Genomic DNA, 19927 nt, shown 5'->3' on the forward strand with positions numbered 1-19927 from the left:
GTCAAGTCTGATGTAGTGGCGTAGCCGTGTGTGCTGCCCAGAAGACAGTGGAAGTGGCAGAGATACCGGCAAAGTTGCGAAACAGCGTCGCCAGCTCGAGATCCAAGTTGTGCGCGAGCCTGGCGTAGTTGGCGAGATCGGTTTTCAGGCCCCAAGCAATGACCCGAACGGAACAAAACACGATGGCCTCATCATCTTGAACCGGGAAGGCTCGAACAAACTTATCCACCTCATCCACAGCCTCGACTCGATTCCCGTTTGCAGCGGGGACACCTCGGGGTTCGACGACGGTTCGCGCCGCCAAGGAGAGCCTTGCCGGATGGATTGCCGAGAGGGACAACAAGGGAGAGAACACTGGCGACGGTGCATACTTGGTTGAACCACGCTCGTTTCTGACGATCGGCCCATACGCGATTTGTGCCGCGCCCAAGGCAAACGAATTAGCTCGAAGTTCCGTAGCTTTGGAAGTTTCCGCTCGAACCGCAAGTCACCGGAGGTACTCACCTTTGACGAGCTTGTCGAGCGTTCACGTTGGAGCGTGGAGCTTGCCGAGAGGCAGGAAGAGGCGGAAGCGGAATTTCCTAACTTTCCGCCCTAAGGAGCGCTCCTGCTCACGTCATATAATTGACTCCTGTTGTGTAACCGGAGTCGGAACCCGGTGTAACCGGAGCGTAACCGCGAACCTGATATAACTGGTCAGGACGTTTCATGAAAGCCCCGACCTGGGGGTTTGCGTTTCTGACGGATTCAGATTTACAAAACTTTCGTTTGGCCCTGCTCCAAAATTAGAAACGCACCCCAGAGTGAGAACGCTGGGAAACCACTTTCCAGGTATCCCAGCGCGAACCCCTCCCCAAAACTCGCCCCTCAAGTTTTGCTGGCTATGACCATCTGCTTTCTCGCTCGCCATGCGAGTACCGCTAGGGTGCTCGGCTCCGGCGGCGAGCACCACACTGTTGGCGCTGTGAAGGCGTGCGAGTATTTATCAGTGCTGAACACTGACCGCCGTACGGGCGTAATCACCCTTTCTGGGCCGAGTAGTTTTCTTGCTTCGTAACCGCAAAAGCCGCTAAAACGGCCCCAAAAACCTTTCCAAAAACTCTCTTACCTGTAGAAATGTTTTCTTGCCCGTTTTTTGCTTCCTGACTGCCCGTTCCAGATGCCTGGCCGGCCCGGGGAGCTAGGCGGATCTAGTCGATCGGGGCGACGCGGATGAGGTTTCTGTCGGGGTCGGCGACGACGAAGGTGGTGCCAAAGACCTCCTCGTACGGTTCGCGGAGGACGGACACACCCTTGCCTTTCCACCTCTCAAAGGTGGGAATGACATCGTCGGCGGGAACATTGAGGCACACCTCGGTGGTGCGGGTGCCCGCGGTTCCAAGAGCGCCGGAGTTGCCGGTCCAAAGGGCTAGGGAAACGTCTTCGGCCAGAGCGAACGTGACGTAGCGGGGCGAGACGAAGCCGGTGTCGAGGCCGAGAAGATCGCGGTAGAAGTCGACGGATGTGTCGATGTCCGAGACGTAGACGATGAAAACGATTTCGCGGTTCACGGATTGCTCCTTAAGTAGGGGACGGTACTGCCAGCATAAGAGCAAAGGGACTCATCGAGCCGACGACAATTCCTCAGGGCTATTCCTGCACCTGCGGCCGGGCAGCGGAACCGCCGGCCTCGCTGCGGGGTTTAGAGCGCCACGTGACCACGGCGCCGGCGAGCGCGACCATAGGGATGCCCACGAGCATGCGGGTGGTCAGCTCGTCGCCCATGAACAGCCAGCCGAGGATCGACCCGACCACAGGATCAAGAGCAAAGAGCGTGCCGACGACCTGCGCAGACGTAATCCTCGCCGCCAAAGTGTCGGCGATGTAGGGGATCACCACACCGATGAGTGCGGCGAGGGTGAGGATGAGCCAGGAGTGGGGGGAGACGTCGATAAGCTTCGGTGCCGCGATGGGGAGCGTGACAAGTGCAGCGACGGCGACCGAAATGGCCAGGTCCGTGAGCCCGCCGCCCTCGGCCTTGCCCACGCGCTCAGCGAAGACGGTGTACGCGGCGAAGAACGCGCCGGCGAGGAACCCGTAAACGAGGCCGACCGGGTCCATGCCGGACGACGGCCCCGCGATGAGAACCACACCGATGAAGGCGACGAGCGCCCAGCCGCGTTCGCGCCAGCGCTTGAGCCCCAGGAACGACACGAGGCAGGGTCCAAGGAAGTCGAGCGTGACCGCCACGCCGAGCGGGAGACGCTCGACAGCCGCGAAGTAGAACTGGTTCATCGCGGCCATGGCGATGCCGTAGATGCCCGCGTTGATCCAGCGTTGCAGCGTGAACGTGCGCACCGCCGGGCGGAACGCCACGAGCATGACCACCGCGGAGACGACCAAGCGGAACGTCGACACAGCGACGGTGCCCAGCTCCGCGAAGAGCGTGGACGAGACCACCGCCGACGCCTGGATTCCCAGCGAGCCGACCAGCACGAGCGCGACCGGACGTAGGTCCACCGAGCTGTTCATGTGCGCCATATGCAGCCTCCTTTGCCTGGAAAACCCGACTACAGCGGCAAAACCCGTTCATCGTATAGGCCGCGCCGCAGCGGGGGCAAGATAGGGTGGCTTAGGCGAAGGCGAGCACGATCAGCTGCACCAGAATGTTGTTGCACATGTGCAGGATGAAGCCCGCCCACAGCGAGCGGTGCCAGCGGGTCACCAGCGCGAACGCGACGCCGGCGAAGAACGTGTAGACGATGGCCGGCGGGGCGATGTGCACAAGCCCGAACACCAGCGAGGTCAGCAGCACGCTGGCAACCGCCGGCATCACGGTGTCCAGGTACCCCATGAGGAGGCGGCGGAACACGAGCTCTTCGAGGAACGGTCCGATCAACAAGTACGCGCCCAAAGTAATGAGCACGAGGGTGCTGCCGGCGCCGGCCGGACTCGAAGCGCCAGACGACTCGAGACCAAGCAGTGGCCCGACAATCGACGTGCAGGCCGCAGACGCGACGATCGCGAGGGGGACTTGCCACACCAGATGCCATCCGCGCTTGCCCAGGGGCCGGAACCCGAGTGGGAGCCCGCGGCGCTTCATGTACGCGACCAACGCGACGCTAGGGATAGCCAGAGACAGGATGATCAGCACCGGCAGGAGCGTCCTGACCATGCCGCCGAGGTCGAGGCCCTTCAGGCCGAATGCCGAGCCGATCAGCAGCGCGTACACCGCCAGCATCGCGGCGACGCCGACGATCATGTCCTTCAGTTGCGGGCGGACGCTCAGGGGATCCAGCTCAGAGTCGCTCATGGGAGCACAGCTTATCGACGACACATGAGCCCCGCCCGCCGCTGCCAGGCAACGGTGAGCCAACCCCGATGCAACGGGCATTAGTTCATCATTGCTCTCAACGGTTCATGTCTCATAGTGGTTCTTGCGGGGTTAAGTAGCAAAAAGTGTGTCTGGTCGGCGTGTCGTCGGTTGGGTGCACTTTTTGTTATTTGAGTGGTCCTTTTCTGATTCCTATCGAGTGTTCGTATTCGGTTGGGATAGCGTTGTCGTAGAAGGCTGGTCGGCCTGTTTGGTGGTCGGCTTTGTTTCGGTCTTCTGGGACGAGATCGGGAACTTTGGCGAGTTGATCTTGTCCATAAGCGCACTGCCTGGCGATCTGTAACGGGTCGTCAGGCAGTTGCGTTTTCGTATGCAAGTACCATTCGAGCATTTTGCGTTGCCGCTCGCCTGATCTGCCGCGGTGGGCATCAGCGATGCGCTTGAGTTGAGCGTTGACGCCACCTTCAAGACTATTGGTGGTCGATGCCCACCGGGCTGGTTCGAGTGCGCCTGGTGGTGGCTGCAGGTAGGTGAATAGCCAGTTGTTGCGCGATAGGTGCAGAAGCGAGTTATATGCCTTGCGTACCCGGATGTGGGTGAATTCCCACTGGTGATTCAGCGTACGACGCTCTTTGGGCACAGGTGTCTTCTCGTTCAAAAAGTCCTTGTAGACCTGGCCGAAGTTGAAGCGTCCTGGTTTTCGTTCCGCTTATTGAACGCCCAACGGCTGGGCGTGTGATTGTTGATAGTAGGCATCTTCCATCTCTTGTGGGGTGATGTATCCCAATGACTCGTGCAGGCGGTGGTTGTTCCACCAGTACACCCAGCGAAGGGTCGCGATTTCGACTTCCCCAACCGACGTCCACGGCCGGTGGGGATAGATCAGCTCGGTCTTGTAGAGACCGTTGACCGTTTCCGCCAACGCGTTGTCGTAGGAATCGCCGACGGTGCCAACGGACGGATCGATCCCAGCTTGAGCGAGTGCCTCACCGTAGCGGATGGACACGTACTGCGAGCCGCGATCGCTGTGGTGGACTAGTCCTGCAGCACGAAGATCACCTGCGTGATAAAGAGCGTGCTCAAAAGCCTCAAGAGGCAGCTCATCGGTGCGCATGCTCGCCCTGGTGGCAACCCCGACAATCTTGCGGGAGTACACATCGGTGATGAACGCGGTGTATGCAAACCCCGACAGGGTACGCACGTAGGTGATGTCAGCGACCCACAGCCGGTGCGGCGCTGACGCGGTGAAGTCACGATTGACCAGATCAGGACGACGATCCGGGACATCAGCCCGAAGCGTTGTGATCGGAGTGCGGCCCCTTCTGCGGCCTTGGATGCCGGCGAGTTTCATCAACCGTGCCGTCTGATCACGACCGATGTCCCAGCCGGCGCGCTGCATGGCCTTCCACATCTTGCGTACCCCGTAGACGCTGAAGTTGTCCTCGAAGACTCTCACCAATTCGGGGATCAGCAGCGCGTCTGACAAGCTCCTGGCCGACGGGGCTCGTGTTTTAGCTGCTCGGTAGCCGCGAGAGGTGATAAACCCACATTCTGTCTGCCTTAACGTGCGACAGATGGCCTCGACCCCGAAGCGATCGCGATACGTGTCGATGTATTCGATCATCTTCTGGTGGGACGGTCGAGTTCCGCTGCGAAAAAAGCTGACGCGGTCTTTAAGATCTCGTTCGCCCTGCGCAGCTCTTTGTTCTCCTGCCGCAGACGCTTCAGTTCGTCGTCAACCGACTCGCCAGTGCTCCGCTGAACGTCGGGGGACGCTTTGACAGGTTTCAACCAGTTGTTGAGCGTGTGCGCCGAGACGCCGAGCTTCTCGCCGATCTCCTCCGCCGCCGCCCACTTCGAACACCCCTCAAGCTCAACGAGCTCCTCGGCTAACCTCACCGCCTTGTCCTTGAACTCGTCACTGAACTTCCTAGGCATGATCCAATCCTCCTCTAGAAACGATCGGAACTAAACCCAGGACGCCTCAAAGTCGTGCAGGTGTAGTGTCCATTCCCTGGCTTGGTCGAGGTTGGTGATTGTGGTCAGTTTCAACGCGAGTGCGTAGATGGCTTTGCCGGCATCAGTGCGGGGGCGTGCTGTGGTGTAGCGGCGGATGACGCGTTGGGCATGGACAAGACAGCGTTGGATCACAGTGTTGGGCCAGCAGGCTTTGATCGCCGAGTAGGCGCCTTGGCCGCCGTCGAGGACGACGCATAACGGTTCGGCGATACCGCGCAGCAGTTGTGTGTAGGCGTGGGCTGATTCGCCTTTGGCCCAGTGCCAGGCGATGACGTGGTCGAAGCTTGCAGCTACGAGCAGGCAGCCGGCGTCGGTGTAGGTGCCGTCGATGAAGATCTGGTCGTAGACCCGGTTGGGGTCTGGGGTGTTGGGCACATCGATGAGCCAGAACGAGGCGAACCGGCGGTCCAAGGTCCACCTACTGACACCTGCTTGCCTGGCAATGTCTGTCAACGGGGCTGTGCCGGTGACGTAGGTGTGGAACCTGGCGAAGTCGCGGGCGCGGGTCTGGTCGGTACGGCGGCGAGTGAAAGTGGATCCGCAATCTTTGCACCGCCACCTGATAGAGCCTTTGGAGGTGGTGCCGTTCTTCTTCGTTTCCCCATTACATAAGGGGCATCGTGGTCTGTTTGGTGTCACCGGGAAAGCACACCAACACCCGGGTAGCACATGCAGGTGCCATTCCGGTGGATTGAACGAAAAACGGGCCCGAATAAGGTCTGGAACCTAATTCAAGCCCGATTTAGGTAGGTTGAGCAGCGTCAACGATGAAACTCAGACACACATTCTGCTACTTAACCCTTCTTGCGCGCGACAAAGCGCGGCACGGGAAAATGACAGCAGATCGGCCCGCACCCTCCAGGCGGAAGGTGCGGGCCTATCTGTGTGCGCGTTCAGCGGTTTCCCGCTCGGCCGGCGCTAATCGACGATGACGACGATCAGGTCACGCGGACCGTGCACGCCCTCGACGCGGACGAGCTCGATGTCGGACGTTGCCGACGGGCCGGAGATCAGCGTGGTGGGCAGCTCCGGGTCGAGTTTGGCGAACATTTCCGGGACACCGTAGACCACCGAGTCCATGTGCACGATGCACAGGTGGCGGTCGGGGACCAGGCTTAAAGCGCGGCGGCCGCACTCGCCGGCACCGGCCTCGGACTGGAGGCAGATGGTGCCGGTCTGAGCGGAGGAGACCACGGAGCCGGTCACAACAGCGTCGACGCTGTTCAGTTCGCGGGGGTCGACGGAGACATCGTCAGGCACTGCGTTCCCGTCGAAGGAGGAGAACAGAGCGGCATCGAGGCCCTGCGCGTAGCGGACCTCTTTGCTGTCGTGCTCGCGCAGGATCTCCGCGATGGTCGCGCCCAGCTCGTCGGAGGAGGCGGTCTTCACATCCGCCTTGTAGTCCACGAGTCGGTCGATGAGCATCTCGCGGAGCTCGTCGCGGTTCAGCGGCGACTCGGTGCGGTAGTCGTGCGCGTGCTCGACGCTGGCAGGAGAGTCGGCCAGCTTGTGCGCATTGCGGATGCGGGCGAGGATGTCTTCCTTAGCGGTACCCATTACTGGTCCTCCTTGCGGTTGTAGCGGGTCCAGGACTCCTCAGGGCCGTCCTCGGCCGCGGCGGTGCCGAGGTGGTCCGGAGCAGAGTGGGTCTCCACACCTTTGGTGCGGGCCTCGGAGAGCAGCGTCTTCGCCTCGTCCGTTTCGAACCACTGGCGGAAGGACTTCTTCGGCGGCACCGCGACATCGCGGTACTCGGTCCAGCCGGAGACTGGCGGAGGCATCGTGCCGATGACGCCGTCGAAGCCACCGAGAATACGGCCGGCAGCAACCATGCGCACTGCCTTGTCCCACAGCTTCGAGTGGCCCCAGATCTTGCCGATGGCAGAGAACATCGCGCCCTCAACCGCCGGACGGTGGTTCTCCACCTTCTGGTGGCGCATCTCCAGCAGGACGTCGGTGATGGGGATCTTCACCGGGCACACTTCGTCGCAACGCCCGCACAGGGAGGACGCGTACGGCAGGGACGCGGTGACGTCGTCGGTGGAATCCATGCCCGCGAGCTGCGGGGTGAGGATCGCGCCGATCGGGCCCGGGTAGACGGAGCCGTAGGCGTGGCCGCCGGCGCGCTCGTAGACCGGGCAGACATTCAGGCAGGCGGAGCAGCGGATGCACTTCAGGGCTTCGCGGCCGATCTCGTTGGACAGGGCAGCGGTGCGGCCGTTGTCCACGAGCACGATGTGGAAGTCCTGCGGGCCGTCATTCTCCGTCACACCCGACCAGATCGAGGTGTACGGGTTCATGCGCTCGCCTGTCGACGACCGCGGCAACAGCTGCATGAACACACCCAGATCCTCGTACTTGGGCAGGATCTTCTCAATGCCCATGACGGTGATCAGGGTCTCCGGCAGGGTCAGGCACATGCGGCCGTTGCCCTCGGACTCGACGATGGAGACCGAACCGGTCTCGGCAATACCGAAGTTGCAGCCGGAGATGGCCACCTTGGCCTTCATGAACTGCTCGCGGAGGAACTTGCGGGAAGCCTCGGCCAGTTCAGCCGGCTCCGCCGTCAGTTCATCGCCGACACCGGGCATCTTCTCCGAGAAGATGTCGCGGATCTCCGCACGGTTGCGGTGGATGGCGGGGACGACGATGTGGGACGGGAAGTCGTCGCCAAGCTGGACAATGAGCTCGGCGAGGTCCGTCTCGCGCGCGTTGATGCCGTTGTCCTCCAGGACATCGTTGAGCGCGATCTCCTGCGTGGCCATGGACTTGATCTTGACCACGTCGGTTTCGCCGGTCTTCTTGATCAGGTCGGTCACAATTTGGGACGCTTCTTTGGAGTCGCGCGCCCAGTGCACATGGCCACCGCGCTTGGTCACGTTCTCTTCGAACTGCTCGAGCAGCTCCGGCAGGCGTGCGAGCGTGTCGCGCTTGATGGTCGAGCCGGCCTCGCGCAGCGCCTCCCAATCGTCGAGCTCGTCCACAACGCCCTGGCGCTTGAGACGGATCTGCGTGGTGGCGTAGTTCAGGTTGCGGCGCTGGGTCGAGTTGTTGAGCTCGGTCTTAGCGTTCTTCTGAAACTTGCCGTATTCGCGGAAGTGCCCCAAGTCGCGCGGCGCGTGGGGCGGCATCGTTGGGTTACCCAGTCCGACCTTCACAGCATCTTCTCCTTCGTGTACGCGGCGGACTCCGGGGTCCACGGGTGCTCGCGGGTGGAGGCGAGAATCTCAGCGATGTGGATGGCGCGAATGCCCGTGTGCTGGCGGGACATGGCGCCACCGATGTTCATCAGGCAGGAGGAGTCGCCGGCAGTGACGTACTCAGCCTTGGTGTCCTTGATGTGGCGCACCTTGTCGGAGACCATCGCAGCCGAGGTGTCGGAGTTCTTCACGGCGAAGGTGCCGCCGAAGCCGCAGCATTCCTCGACGTTGTCCAGCTCCACGAGCTCCAGTCCATCGACAGCCTTGAGCAGGTCCGTCGGGCGGTCGCCGACCTTGATGAAGCGGCGGGAGTGGCACGTGGAGTGGTAGGTGACGCGGTGCGGGAAGAACGCGCCCACGTCGGTGGTGCCCATGACGTCGACGATGAACTCGGAGAGGTCGAGGGTCTTCTTGGTGGTCTTCTCGGTGCCGGCAACGAGCTCCTTGGAGCCATAGCGCTCGGCGATGCGGGTGTGCTGCTCGCGCACCGCGCCCGTGCAGGAGCCGGACGGGGTGACCACGTAATCGATCGAGTCATCCGCGAAAGCGTCGACATAGTTCTCGATCATGGGCACCGTTTCCTTCTGGTACCCGGTGTTGATGTGCATCTGTCCGCAGCAAGTTTGCTCCGGAGGGAAGACGACCTCGCATCCAAGTCGGGACAGGACGAGAGCTGCCGCCTTGTGTGCATCGGGGAACAAAGCGTCCCCAATACACGTAGTGAACAGGGCTACGCGCACTGCTGGTTCCTTTCTGGGTAGGTATGTGCCAGCTGCATGTAAGGCGGAAATCAGGTTACCGCCTCATAGGGGTGACGCTACCCCTAAAACGCGGGCAGCGCCTAAGTGGTTACGGAACCATCGGGACCAGCCCGCTGAGCAGGTTCGTTTGCAGGAAGATGAGGGTACACACGGCGAGCAGGAAGCCGAAGGACCAGCCGACGACCTTCTTGAACAGTTCGGACTCGCGCCCCTCCATGTCCACCGCGGTCGCGGCAATGGCGAGGGACTGAGGGGAGATCATCTTGCCCACGACACCACCGGTGGTGTTGGCGGCGAGCATGAGGTCGGGGTTGAGGTCGAGGCTCTCTGCGGCAGTGACCTGCAGCTTGGCAAACAGGGCGTTGGCTGAGGTGTCGGAGCCGGTGACCGCCACGCCCACCCAACCGAGAACGGGGGCGAAGAAGGCGAATGCCGGGCCGAGGTTGGCAAAGAACGCGCCGATCGAGACGGTCTGGCTGGAGTAGTTCATCACGTATGCCAGCGCGAGGACCGTGGCGATGGTGAGTGCGGACCAGCGCATGCGCGAGGCTGTGCCCACGAATTCCTGGCCCACTTGACGCCAGGTCAGCTTGTAGCGGCCGTTCTCGGTGAAGATCATGTAGAACACGGCCACGATGAGTCCGGAGATGACCAGGAGACTGCCCGGGTTGTTCAGCAGCTGCAGCTTGTATTCGGTGCGCTGCATTTCGTCGCCGGTGGAGGTGAACATGTGTCCGGTGATGTACGGCCACGGGATGGCGATGTCGGTGGACTTCAGCCAGTTCGGGATCGTGGTGCCCAGGTTGGCCAGGCCGAAGATGAACACCACCACGGCGTAGGGGAACAGCGCCCACCACACACGGGAGCCGGTCAGCTCATCAGCGTCCTCGACATGAACCTCCTCGAGTCCGAGGCGCTCGCGGAGCGCGGGGACGCCGACAGGCTTCCAGAACTGCAGCAGAACGAACGCGGCACCGAGAGCAACGATGCAGGCCACGACGTCAGTGAGCTGGTACGCGAAGAAGTTGGACGTCGCCCACTGGGCGATACCGAAGGACAGGCCGATCACCACGGAGGCGGGGGCGGTTTCGCGGACGCCGCGCCAGCCGTCGATAAGAAAGGCGATGATGAACGGCACGAAGAACGCCAGGAACGGTGTCTGGTGGCCGACGATTGCCGCGATGTTCGCGGTCTGCTCGGCGGTGCGGTCGCCCACGTCGCCGGCGGTGGTGATCGGGATAGCCACGGCGCCGAACGCCACAGGCGCGGTGTTGGCGATGAGCACGACAGACGCCGCGCGCAGCGGCGGGACACCGAGCGCGAGAATCATGGTGGCAGTAATGGCCACCGGTGCGCCGAAGCCAGCGAGGGATTCAAGCAGGCCGCCGAAGCAGAACGCGATGAGCATTGCCTGGATGCGCACGTCGCCGCTGCCCATTTTGTCGAACACGAGGCGCAGGTCCTCGAAGCGGCCGGACGCGACCGTGATTTGGTAGAACCAGATCGCCGTGAGAATCACGAAGACGATGGGGACAAGGCCGTATACACCGCCGCGGAAGACGGACGAAATGGCCATGACGACGGGCATGTTGAAGCCGAAGATGCCCACGATGAGGGCCACGAGCAGGGCGACAGCACCGGACGTGTGGGCGCGCGCTTTGAACCCGAGGAGCATCACAAAGAAGGTCACCAGCGGGAGCGTGGACAAAATGGCAGAGAGGGCAAGGCTGCCTGCCACCGCATCCGGCTGAATTTGATAGGTCATGAAAGGCGAATCTTTCTCGTCTGAGGAGGGAGGAAGGGGCGTCGCGCAACGGAAGCCCCTGCCGATTTTTTCCGGGAAATTATTGCACTATGGCCGTCCTTTTGCGCAAAACTCGCCAAGGTTTTGGCCCAGAGGGTGCACCCGCCGTACCGCTCACGGTGCCGCGGGGCCCGAGCGCATTCTGACCGCGCTGGAGAGCTGCTCTACACTTTCACCACATGACCCCAGCTGACCTTGCCGCCACTGTTAGAACCGCGACATTGGACGTGCTCGCCGGCCGCGAACTGCCGGACGGAGCCGACGCCGAATCGATCGTGCCCGCAACCGTCACCGTGGAGCGCCCGCGTAACCCGGAACACGGGGATTACGCCACGAACGTCGCTCTCCAGGTGGCCAAGAAAGCGGGAATGAATCCGCGGGAGCTCGGGCAATTGCTTGCCGACGCCTTGTCGTCCCTCCCCGAGATCGACTCCGCCGAGATCGCCGGCCCCGGCTTTATCAACCTCCGCCTCGGCGCCGCAGCCACCGGCGGCATTGTCGCCGGCATTTTGGAGAAGGGGGAGCGCTACGGTTCCTCGGACCTCTACGACGGCGCGAAGATCAACCTGGAATTCGTCTCCGCCAACCCGACCGGCCCGATCCACCTGGGTGGCACTCGGTGGGCAGCCGTCGGTGATTCCCTGGGCCGCGTGCTGGAATTTTCCGGGGCGTCCGTGACCCGCGAGTACTACTTCAACGACCACGGCGGCCAGATCGACCGCTTCGCGCGTTCCCTCGTGGCGGCGGCGAAGGGCGAGCCGACACCGGAGGACGGGTACGGCGGGGAATACATCGGGGAGATTGCACAGGCGGTCGTCGATAAGCGTGCTGACGCTTTAGACGGCACTGACGCCGAGGTGCAGGAGACCTTCCGCGCGGAAGGCGTGGAGATGATGTTCGCGCAAATCAAGCAGTCGCTGCACGACTTCGGCACCGACTTCGACGTGTTCTTCCACGAGAACTCGCTGTTCGAGTCCGGCGCTGTGGACCGCGCGATCCAGACGCTGAAGGACAACGGCAACCTGTACGAAGCCGACGGTGCATGGTGGCTGCGCTCCACCGATTTCGGCGACGACAAGGACCGCGTGGTGCTCAAGTCCGACGGCAATGCCGCGTACATCGCCGGCGACATCGCGTACGTGGCGGACAAATTCGACCGCGGCCACACCCTGGCTATCTACATGCTCGGCGCTGACCACCACGGCTATATTGCGCGTCTGCGCGCCGCCGCCCAGGCCCTGGGCTACGACCCGGAGGCCGTGGAGGTGCTCATCGGGCAAATGGTCAACCTCGTCCGCGACGGCAAGCCGGTGAAAATGTCCAAGCGTGCCGGCACCGTGATCACCCTCGACGACCTGGTGGACCTCATCGGCCGCGATGCCGCCCGCTACTCGCTGGTGCGCTCGTCCGTGGACTCCACCCTGGACATCGACCTGGATCTGTGGGAGAAGCAGTCCAACGACAACCCCGTCTACTACGTGCAGTACGGCCACACGCGCCTGGCGTCCATCGAGCGCAAGGCGGCTGAGGCGGGTGTGACTGCCGACGGCGCCGATCTCTCCCTGCTCACCCACGAGAAGGAAGGCGACCTGATCCGAACCCTCGGCGAATTTCCGGCTGTGGTGAAGGCCGCCGCCGAGCTGCGCGAACCGCACCGCATCGCACGCTACGCCGAGGAACTGGCCAGCGTCTTCCACAAGTTCTACGACGCGTGCCAGATCCTGCCCAAGGCCGGCGAGACACCGGAGCCGATCCATTCCGCACGCCTGGCCTTGGCCGCCGCGTCCCGCCAGGTGCTCGCGAACTCCCTGCGTCTGCTGGGCATCACCGCGCCGGAAAGGATGTAGGGCATGCTCGATCCCGTTCTGAACACAGCCAACCTCTCGCGCGACGACCTGTTGCGCATGCGGCACAACGAGGCCGGCTGCTTCAACGACCTGCCCGCCCACGTGTGGCCGCGCAACGCCGAGCGCCACGAGGACGGCTCCGTGTCCGTCACCGGTGTCCCGCTGACCGAGATCGCCGCCGAGTACGGCACCCCGGTGATGGTCGTCGACGAGGACGACTTCCGTTCGCGCTGCCGCGACATGGCCCGCGCGTACGGCGATCCGGCGCACGTGCACTACGCGGCGAAGGCGTTTCTGACGTCGCGCATTGCCACTTGGGTGGCTGACGAGGGTCTCGCTCTCGACGTTGCCAGCGAGAACGAGCTGCTCATCGCCCTGGCCGCCGACTTCCCACCGGAGCGAATCACCGCCCACGGCAACAGCAAGAGCGACTCCTTCCTGCGCCGCTGCGTGACCAGCGGTGTCGGCCACGTGGTCATCGACTCCCACCAGGAGCTCGACGCGCTGAACCGCATCGCCGGGGAAGAGGGCACCACCCAGGACGTGTTCATCCGAGTCAAGCCCGGTGTGGAGGCGCACACCCACGAGTTCATCGCCACCAGCCACGAGGACCAGAAATTCGGTCTGTCCCTGGCGTCCGGCTCCGCGTTCCGCGCTGCGCAGACGGCGCACGACGCACCGAATCTCCGCCTGACCGGCCTGCACTGCCACGTCGGCTCCCAGGTCTTCGATGCCGAGGGCTTCAAGCTCGCGGCCTCGCGCGTGCTGGGCCTGTACGCCAAGATCTACAAAGAGCTCGGGCTCCAGCTCGACTTCCTCGACCTCGGCGGCGGCTACGGCATCGCGTACACGGTGGAGGAGGAGCCCCTCAACGTCGATGCTGTCGCCCGCGACCTGCTCCGCGCCGTCAACGACGCGGCCGGGGATCTGGGCATCGCGCCGCCCACCGTGATCGTGGAGCCGGGCCGCGCGATCGCGGGCCCCGCAGCCGTCACTGTCTACTCCGTGGGCACCGTCAAGGATGTTCACGTGACCGACGAGGCCACCCGCCGCTATATCGCCGTGGACGGGGGAATGAGCGATAATATTCGCACCGCGCTCTACGGCGCGGAATACGATGCGCGCATTGTCAACCGCCGCACCGAGGGTGCCCCGCACGCGACGCGTCTGGTCGGATCCCACTGCGAATCCGGCGACATCCTGATCAATAATGCCCTCTGGCCTGACGATATCGCCCCCGGCGACCTCATCGCGCTGGCCGCCACCGGCGCCTACTGCTACTCCATGGCGTCCAACTACAACTGCTTCGGCCGCCCCGCGGTGGTGAGTGTGCGCGACGGAAAGGTCACTCCGATGGTCCGCCGCGAGACAGTCGAGGACATACTTGCCCGAGAGGTTTTTGTAGACTCTTAGGGCATTGCGTCCGCACCGGCCGCTCCACCCCGCCACCTCGGGGAAAGTGGCCGCCAAATACGACACAGGAGAACCATGACTGCGCTGAGCGCCGAAGGCAGGAACGGAAACTACCCCGGTAAAGGCATCGGGCAACCCGTCGGGGTGGCCGTGCTGGGTATGGGCACCGTCGGCACTGAGGTCCTGCGCCTGATCAACGAGTTCTCCAGCAACCTCGAGAACCGCATCGGTGGTCCGATCGACGTCCGCGGCGTGGCCGTGTCCGACCTGAGCAAGAAGCGCGAGGTGCTCGACCACTTCCCGGACATCACGCTCACCGACAACGCACGTGAGCTGATCGACCGGGACGACATCGACATCGTCGTGGAGGTCATCGGCGGCATCGACTACCCGCGCGAGCTCGTCCTCGCCGCGCTCAACGCGGGCAAGTCCGTGGTCACCGCCAACAAGGCGCTCATCGCCGCGCACGCCGACGAGCTTTCGGACGCCGCTAACGCCGCCGGTGTCGACCTCTACTACGAGGCCGCCGTCGCCGCCGCGATCCCGGTGGTGGGCATGTTGCGCCGTTCCCTCGCCGGCGACCAGGTGCAGCGCATCTCCGGCATTGTCAACGGCACCACTAACTACGTGCTCGACGCGATGACATCCACCGGTATGACCTACGACGAAGCTCTCGCCGAGGCGACCCGCCTGGGGTATGCGGAAGCGGACCCGACCGCAGATGTCGAGGGCCACGACGCCGCTTCCAAGGCCGCGATCATGGCATCGATGGGCTTTCACTCACGCGTCACCTACGACGATGTCCACGCCGAAGGCATCACCGACATCACCGCCGAGGACATCGAGGCGGCGCGCGAAGCCGGCTTCACCATCAAGTTGCTCGCCATTTGCGAGCGGCTTATCGACGACGCCGGGCTGACCTCCGTCTCCGCCCGCGTCCACCCGACGCTGGTGCCCAACGACCACCCGCTGGCCACCGTGGACAAGTCCTACAACGCCGTGTTCGTCGAGGCCGAGGCCGCCGGCCGCCTGATGTTCTACGGCAACGGCGCCGGCGGCGCTCCCACCGCCTCCGCTGTCCTCGGCGATCTGGTCGGTGCCGCCCGCAACAAGATTCACGGCGGCCGTGCCCCGGCTGAGAACCCCTACGCGCACTACCCGGTCGCGGACTTCGGCGACGTGCCCACGCGCTACCACATCGACATGTCCGTGGTGGACCGAGCCGGTGTTCTCGCCGAGATCTCGCGTCGTTTCGCCGCACAGAATATCTCCATCTCCGCTGTCCGCCAGGAGGAGTCCGGTGAGCACTCCCGCCTGATCGTGGTCACCCACGAGTCCCTCGAGCGCAAGCTCTCCGCCATTGTGGACGAGCTCCGCGAGATCGACGAGGTCAAGGCCATCAACTCGGTCATCCGTCTCGGGGCGTAACCATGAGCATTGATCTTGAGGTAGGCCTGCGCGCCCGCGTGACCGTTCCGGGCAGCTCCGCGAACCTGGGCCCCGGCTTTGACACCCTCGGTTTGGCCGTGGGGATCTACGACACCGTCGAGGTGGAAGTCACGGCCTCCGGCTTGGAGGTGGAGATCTTCGGCGAGGGCGCCGAGGACCTGCCCCGCGATTCCTCCCACCTGGTGGTAAAAGCCATCAACTCTGGTTTGCACGCGGCTGACGTTCACGCCCCCGGACTGAAGGTCACCTGCCACAACAACATTCCGCAGTCCCGTGGTCTGGGTTCCTCCGCGTCCGCCGCTGTCGCCGGTGTGGTCGCAGCGAACACGCTGGCCAGCGGACCGCTGAGCACCGATGAGATCGTCCAGCTCAGCTCCGCCTTCGAGGGCCACCCGGACAACGCCGCCGCCAGCGTCGTCGGCGGGGCAGTGGTGTCGTGGACGGACATTCCCGTCGACGGCGTCTCCCAACCGGAGTACCGCGCGGTGCCGCTGACCGTGCACCCCGATATCATCGCTACCGCGCTCGTCCCGGACTTCCACGCGTCGACGAACGCCGTGCGCAAGGTACTGCCGTCCCACGTCACGCATACCGATGCCCGCTTCAACGTATCCCGCACCGCGGTGATGACGGTGGCGATCCAGACTCACCCGGAGTTCCTCTGGGAGGGCACCCGCGACCGCCTGCACCAGCCGTACCGTGCCGATGTCCTGCCGGTCACCGCAGAGTGGGTCAACCGCCTGCGCAACCGCGGCTACGCGGCTTACTTGTCCGGCGCCGGTCCGACTGCCATGGTGCTGTCCACCGAGCCGGTGGACGCGAAGATCCTCGACTCCGCTCGCGAATACGGCCTCCGTGTCCTCGAGCTCGACATCGCTGGACCCGTCACCGCGGAGCTTCTGCGCGCCTAACGTTCCGCTCCTACAACGGCGAACGCCCCGCAGCGGGAATGCTGCGGGGCGTTTCGTCGATAAGCGAGCGTTTAGTGCTCAGCCTCGTACTTGACGGGCTCGGGCAGGCCGCGCTCCTGGCGGACGCGGCGGGAGATGCGCTCGAGAGCGATGAGGGACTCCACGACCATCTCCGGGGTGACCGGGAACGGCATGTTGTGGATGGTCTCCTCCTCGGCGGTGGCGGCCTTGGCCACGGCCTCGAGCTCTTCGGTGTCCTCAGGGGAGAGGCCGACCTCGGTGAGCGTGTTGGGCAGGCCGACCTTGGTGGTGAACTCGATAAAGTCCTCGAGCTCCTTGGTGTCCGCGCCCTCCATGATCAGCTGGGCGCAGGTACCGATGTTGACCTTCTGGCCGTGGGACAGACCGTGCGTCTGCTCGGCGGCGGTGAGGCCGTCGTGGATGGCGTGTGCCGCTGCGAGACCGCCGGACTCGAAGCCAAGGCCGGACAGCAGCGTGTTGGCCTCGACAACCGCCTCGAGTGCCGGGGTGACCACGCCGGAGCGGACTGCGTCGAGCGCCGGCAGGGCGTTCTCCCAGAGGATGTCCCAGCTCAGCTTGGCCAGGGCAGCACCGGCGCGCGTCGGGTGGCCGCCGTTCATCGTGGTGCCGTTGCCCTTGGCTGCGGCGCGGGCCTCAACCCAGGTGGCCAGGGCATCGCCGATGCCAGCGACGAGGAACTGCTCCGGAGCGCCCGCGACGAGCTGGGTGTCGATGAGGACCACGTCCGGGTTCTTCGGGTAGAAGCGGTACTCGTCGAACGCGCCGTCCTCGGTGTAGATCACGGCGAGCGTGGATGTCGGTGCGTCGGAGGAAGCGGCGGTGGGGACACTAGCCCACACAATGTCGGCATTGAAGCCGGCTGCCTTCGCGGCGTCGATGGCGGAACCGCCGCCGATGCCGACGATGATGTCGTAGTCGTTCTCCTTGATCTTCTCCACCAGACCGTCGACGGCCTTCGCGGTGGCGAATTTCTCGAAGCTAACGCGGTTGACCGGAAGGCCTTCCTTCTCAAAACCTTCGGTGAGCGGCTTTTCGACGATTCCCCACACCGTGTCGTCCGACACGAGCAACGGGTTCTCGCCGAGCTTCTTCAGGTGCTCGCCGAGATCGGCGATCGCACCCTTTCCTTGGATGTAACGGGACGGGCTAGAGAAAATGTCGTGTTGTGCCATACCCCCAACGGTACGCAAGTCTGTCGCACCGTGTTTTTGGTTGGCTTAGTAGCGGTTGCCCCCGCGCTAGTCGGCGGCGGGGGCGCCGGTGCTGTCCTCCTCGGCTGGGCGGGTGCCGGGGCCGGGGAGGGTGATGATGTCGAATTCGTCCTTGGCCAGGTGCGACCGCAGGTCGACCTTGTCGAATTTGCCCACCGACGTCTTGTCGATGGAGCTGACGAATGTCCAGTACTCCGGCGCCATCCACGTGGGCAGCTCGCTGGCCAAGTCCTTGCGGAGTTTCTTGGCCAGGTCGATCGTGGGGGTGACGTCGGCATGGAGTACAGTCACAGCCAGCGGGCGCTCACCCCACTTCTTGTCGGGGTACCCGATGACGGCGCACTCGACAACCTCGTCAGACTCCATGATCAGGTTCTCCAGCTGGGCAGAGTAGATCCACTCGCCGCCGGAACGGATGACGTCGCGGGAGCGGTCGTAGAGCGTCATGAACCCGTCGGATGTCACCGTGCCCACATCGCCGGTGCGCAGCCAGCCGGTGTCGGTGAAGGAATCGTCGGAGCGGGGGACGGGTTCGCCGCGGAACGTCGATACGCGTTCGGACGCCTCGGGGTCCGACGGCCAGTAGTAGGAGCCGATGACCATGTTGCCGCGGACGTGGATCTCGCCGTCGTTGCGGTCGGTGCGGGAGACAATGCCGCCGTCGTTGACCACTCGGTACTCCAGCCACGGTGCGAAGCGGCCCTGGGAGACGCGGTACGCCCAACGGCGCTCGCCGGACGCGCCCGACGGAGGGCGGGCCACCGTGCCCACCGTGGAGGTCTCCGTCATGCCCCAGACGTGAATGATGTCCACGCCGTAGCGCTCCTCCCATACCTTGATCAGCGCCGGCGGGGCGGGGGAGCCGCCAACATAGATCTCCGTCAGGGACATGCGCTCCGGCGGGTTGTGCAGGTAGTGGACCATGAGCTGGATCCACAACGTGGGCACGCCGTGCGCCACGCGCGGGTGGGTGCCTGCGATGAGCTTGGCCAGCGTCGGCGCGGACACGTCCGAATCCGGCAACACCAGGGGAGTGCCGGCCAGAAACGCGCTGAACGGGACGTTCCAGCTGAGAACGTGGTAGATCGGGATGCAGCACAGGAAGGACTCGCCGTGCGTGATCGCCAGCGAGTCCGTGGCGCGCAGACTCATCGCCGTCAGCCAGATCGACCGGTGGGAGTACGCGATGCCCTTCGGCGGGCCGCTTGTCGCCGTGGAATAGCAGATCGCCGCGGCAGTGTTCTCGGGGAGTTCGGGCCAGGGGTAGAGGGTGGAAGCGCCGTCGAGAAGCGACTCGTACGAGAAAACCTCGATGGTGCCTGGAAGCTCGCTGCGCAACTCGTCGACATCGCCCAAGCCTGTGAAGCACACCGCGCGCACCGTCGGGCACGCGTCCAACAATCGGCCGAGCTTCCGCGCCAAACGCGGGTCCGCGACAATGACCTCGATCTCCGCGTGGTTGACGATGTACGCGATCTGGTCCTCCATCAACTGCAAGTTCAGCGGCACGAACACCGAACCCTTCGCTGATGCCGCGAACATCACCTCGAGGTGCTCCGCGCAGTTGTACATCAACGTGCCCACGCGCTGGTCCCCGTCGATGCCCAAGTGGTCCTCCAACGCATGCGCGAACGCCGCCGCCCGTGCCCCGACCGCCGCGAACGTGGTCTCCTCGGCCTCGCCCGAGCGCCACGTGGTCACCTTCGTGGAACCGTGGACCGACGCCCCGTACTCGAGGATACGGCCGACCGAGAACGGCACTTCCTGCATGGTGGAAAGCATGCAGCTCACTCTACCGTGGGCCGTTTTGTGCGGGTTGGTGAACCGGTGTCCCGCGCCGTCCGCTACACTGTCGGACAAGATCGTGACCTGAGGCGCTTTTCGCCTCGCAGATTTTCACCGCCTCCATGCCAGCTGGTTTTCGAGCATGCAGCGCGAGTCCGATCTAGCGTGCACC

The 19927-nt window shown here is 63.9% G+C and carries 15 protein-coding genes and 2 pseudogenes; 4 read left to right on the forward strand and 13 right to left on the reverse strand.

All coding sequences use genetic code 11. From position 1 onward, the window contains the following. Window position 1 precedes the first annotated feature (1 nt). The 11 genes and pseudogenes from CZ338_RS10860 to CZ338_RS02080 form a co-directional block, all read right to left on the reverse strand. Window positions 2–238, reverse strand: a complete 237-nt coding sequence (locus CZ338_RS10860) for a hypothetical protein (protein ID WP_154669277.1) — start codon at window positions 236–238, stop codon at window positions 2–4. A gap of 952 nt (window positions 239–1190) precedes the next feature. Further along, window positions 1191–1550: a VOC family protein gene (locus tag CZ338_RS02035; protein WP_087116582.1), complete on the reverse strand. Its 360-nt coding sequence runs from the start codon at window positions 1548–1550 to the stop codon at window positions 1191–1193. Between the two features lie 79 nt (window positions 1551–1629). Then, a complete protein-coding gene (locus CZ338_RS02040) occupies window positions 1630–2520 on the reverse strand; it encodes an EamA family transporter (protein WP_235839390.1) in 891 nt (296 codons plus the stop codon). Between the two features lie 91 nt (window positions 2521–2611). Beyond that, entirely contained in the window at window positions 2612–3292 is a 681-nt protein-coding gene (locus CZ338_RS02045) for a CPBP family intramembrane glutamic endopeptidase (RefSeq protein WP_162287287.1), read from the reverse strand. A gap of 187 nt (window positions 3293–3479) precedes the next feature. Further along, window positions 3480–3995: pseudogene (locus CZ338_RS02050) on the reverse strand (IS1249 family transposase); the annotation flags it as partial. A 27-nt stretch (window positions 3996–4022) separates the two neighbouring features. After that, window positions 4023–5251 (reverse strand): IS3 family transposase gene (locus CZ338_RS02055; RefSeq protein WP_235839365.1). Its coding sequence is split into 2 segments (ribosomal slippage): window positions 4023–4975 and window positions 4975–5251, totalling 1230 coding nucleotides; the frame shifts between segments, so codons are not numbered across the junction. A gap of 48 nt (window positions 5252–5299) precedes the next feature. After that, window positions 5300–5971: pseudogene (locus tag CZ338_RS02060) on the reverse strand (IS1249 family transposase); the annotation flags it as partial. A 279-nt stretch (window positions 5972–6250) separates the two neighbouring features. Further along, window positions 6251–6889, reverse strand: coding sequence for a LutC/YkgG family protein (locus CZ338_RS02065; protein WP_087116586.1), 639 nt, complete (start codon window positions 6887–6889; stop codon window positions 6251–6253). Further along, window positions 6889–8463 (reverse strand): LutB/LldF family L-lactate oxidation iron-sulfur protein, encoded by a 1575-nt coding sequence (locus tag CZ338_RS02070; RefSeq protein WP_087116791.1) that lies wholly within the window; start codon window positions 8461–8463, stop codon window positions 6889–6891. The genes CZ338_RS02065 and CZ338_RS02070 overlap by 1 nt, the downstream gene beginning before the upstream one ends. Window positions 8464–8486: 23 nt before the next feature. After that, window positions 8487–9272, reverse strand: coding sequence for a (Fe-S)-binding protein (locus CZ338_RS02075; RefSeq protein WP_087116587.1), 786 nt, complete (start codon window positions 9270–9272; stop codon window positions 8487–8489). Window positions 9273–9381: 109 nt separating this feature from the next. Beyond that, complete coding sequence (locus tag CZ338_RS02080) at window positions 9382–11058, reverse strand: L-lactate permease (protein ID WP_087116589.1); 1677 nt, start codon at window positions 11056–11058, stop codon at window positions 9382–9384. Between the two features lie 218 nt (window positions 11059–11276). Between CZ338_RS02080 and argS the strand changes: the two genes are divergently transcribed. From argS to thrB, 4 genes are all read left to right on the forward strand, one after another. Further along, window positions 11277–12944 (forward strand): arginine--tRNA ligase, encoded by a 1668-nt coding sequence (gene argS, locus CZ338_RS02085; RefSeq protein ID WP_087116591.1) that lies wholly within the window; start codon window positions 11277–11279, stop codon window positions 12942–12944. 57 nt (window positions 12945–13001) lie between these two features. Next, window positions 13002–14357, forward strand: a complete 1356-nt coding sequence (gene lysA / locus CZ338_RS02090; protein WP_162287296.1) for a diaminopimelate decarboxylase — start codon at window positions 13002–13004, stop codon at window positions 14355–14357. Window positions 14358–14432: 75 nt separating this feature from the next. Beyond that, window positions 14433–15785, forward strand: a complete 1353-nt coding sequence (locus CZ338_RS02095; protein WP_087116595.1) for a homoserine dehydrogenase — start codon at window positions 14433–14435, stop codon at window positions 15783–15785. 2 nt (window positions 15786–15787) lie between these two features. Then, window positions 15788–16717: a homoserine kinase gene (gene thrB / locus CZ338_RS02100; protein WP_087116597.1), complete on the forward strand. Its 930-nt coding sequence runs from the start codon at window positions 15788–15790 to the stop codon at window positions 16715–16717. A 71-nt stretch (window positions 16718–16788) separates the two neighbouring features. On the opposite strand, the gene CZ338_RS02105 is transcribed toward thrB, so the two are convergent. Then, window positions 16789–17931: a glycerol dehydrogenase gene (locus CZ338_RS02105; protein ID WP_087116599.1), complete on the reverse strand. Its 1143-nt coding sequence runs from the start codon at window positions 17929–17931 to the stop codon at window positions 16789–16791. A 66-nt stretch (window positions 17932–17997) separates the two neighbouring features. Next, window positions 17998–19752, reverse strand: coding sequence for a long-chain fatty-acid--CoA ligase (locus CZ338_RS02110; protein WP_087116601.1), 1755 nt, complete (start codon window positions 19750–19752; stop codon window positions 17998–18000). Between the last annotated feature and the right edge of the window lie 175 nt (window positions 19753–19927).

Source organism: Corynebacterium urinipleomorphum, assembly GCF_900155535.1.
In the GTDB taxonomy this organism is placed as follows: Bacteria; Actinomycetota; Actinomycetes; order Mycobacteriales; family Mycobacteriaceae; genus Corynebacterium; species Corynebacterium urinipleomorphum.

Bases quoted from the DNA above. Each gene is read 5' to 3' on its own strand.
- CZ338_RS02040 (WP_235839390.1), bottom strand. From the start codon at position 2,520: ATGGCGCACATGAACAGCTCGGTGGACCTACGTCCGGTCGCGCTCGTG.
- CZ338_RS02045 (WP_162287287.1), bottom strand. From the start codon at position 3,292: ATGAGCGACTCTGAGCTGGATCCCCTGAGCGTCCGCCCGCAACTGAAG.
- CZ338_RS02065 (WP_087116586.1), bottom strand. From the start codon at position 6,889: ATGGGTACCGCTAAGGAAGACATCCTCGCCCGCATCCGCAATGCGCAC.
- CZ338_RS02070 (WP_087116791.1), bottom strand. From the start codon at position 8,463: ATGCCGCCCCACGCGCCGCGCGACTTGGGGCACTTCCGCGAATACGGC.
- CZ338_RS02080 (WP_087116589.1), bottom strand. From the start codon at position 11,058: ATGACCTATCAAATTCAGCCGGATGCGGTGGCAGGCAGCCTTGCCCTC.
- argS (WP_087116591.1), top strand. From the start codon at position 11,277: ATGACCCCAGCTGACCTTGCCGCCACTGTTAGAACCGCGACATTGGAC.
- lysA (WP_162287296.1), top strand. From the start codon at position 13,002: ATGCGGCACAACGAGGCCGGCTGCTTCAACGACCTGCCCGCCCACGTG.
- CZ338_RS02095 (WP_087116595.1), top strand. From the start codon at position 14,433: ATGACTGCGCTGAGCGCCGAAGGCAGGAACGGAAACTACCCCGGTAAA.
- thrB (WP_087116597.1), top strand. From the start codon at position 15,788: ATGAGCATTGATCTTGAGGTAGGCCTGCGCGCCCGCGTGACCGTTCCG.
- CZ338_RS02105 (WP_087116599.1), bottom strand. From the start codon at position 17,931: ATGGCACAACACGACATTTTCTCTAGCCCGTCCCGTTACATCCAAGGA.
- CZ338_RS02110 (WP_087116601.1), bottom strand. From the start codon at position 19,752: ATGCTTTCCACCATGCAGGAAGTGCCGTTCTCGGTCGGCCGTATCCTC.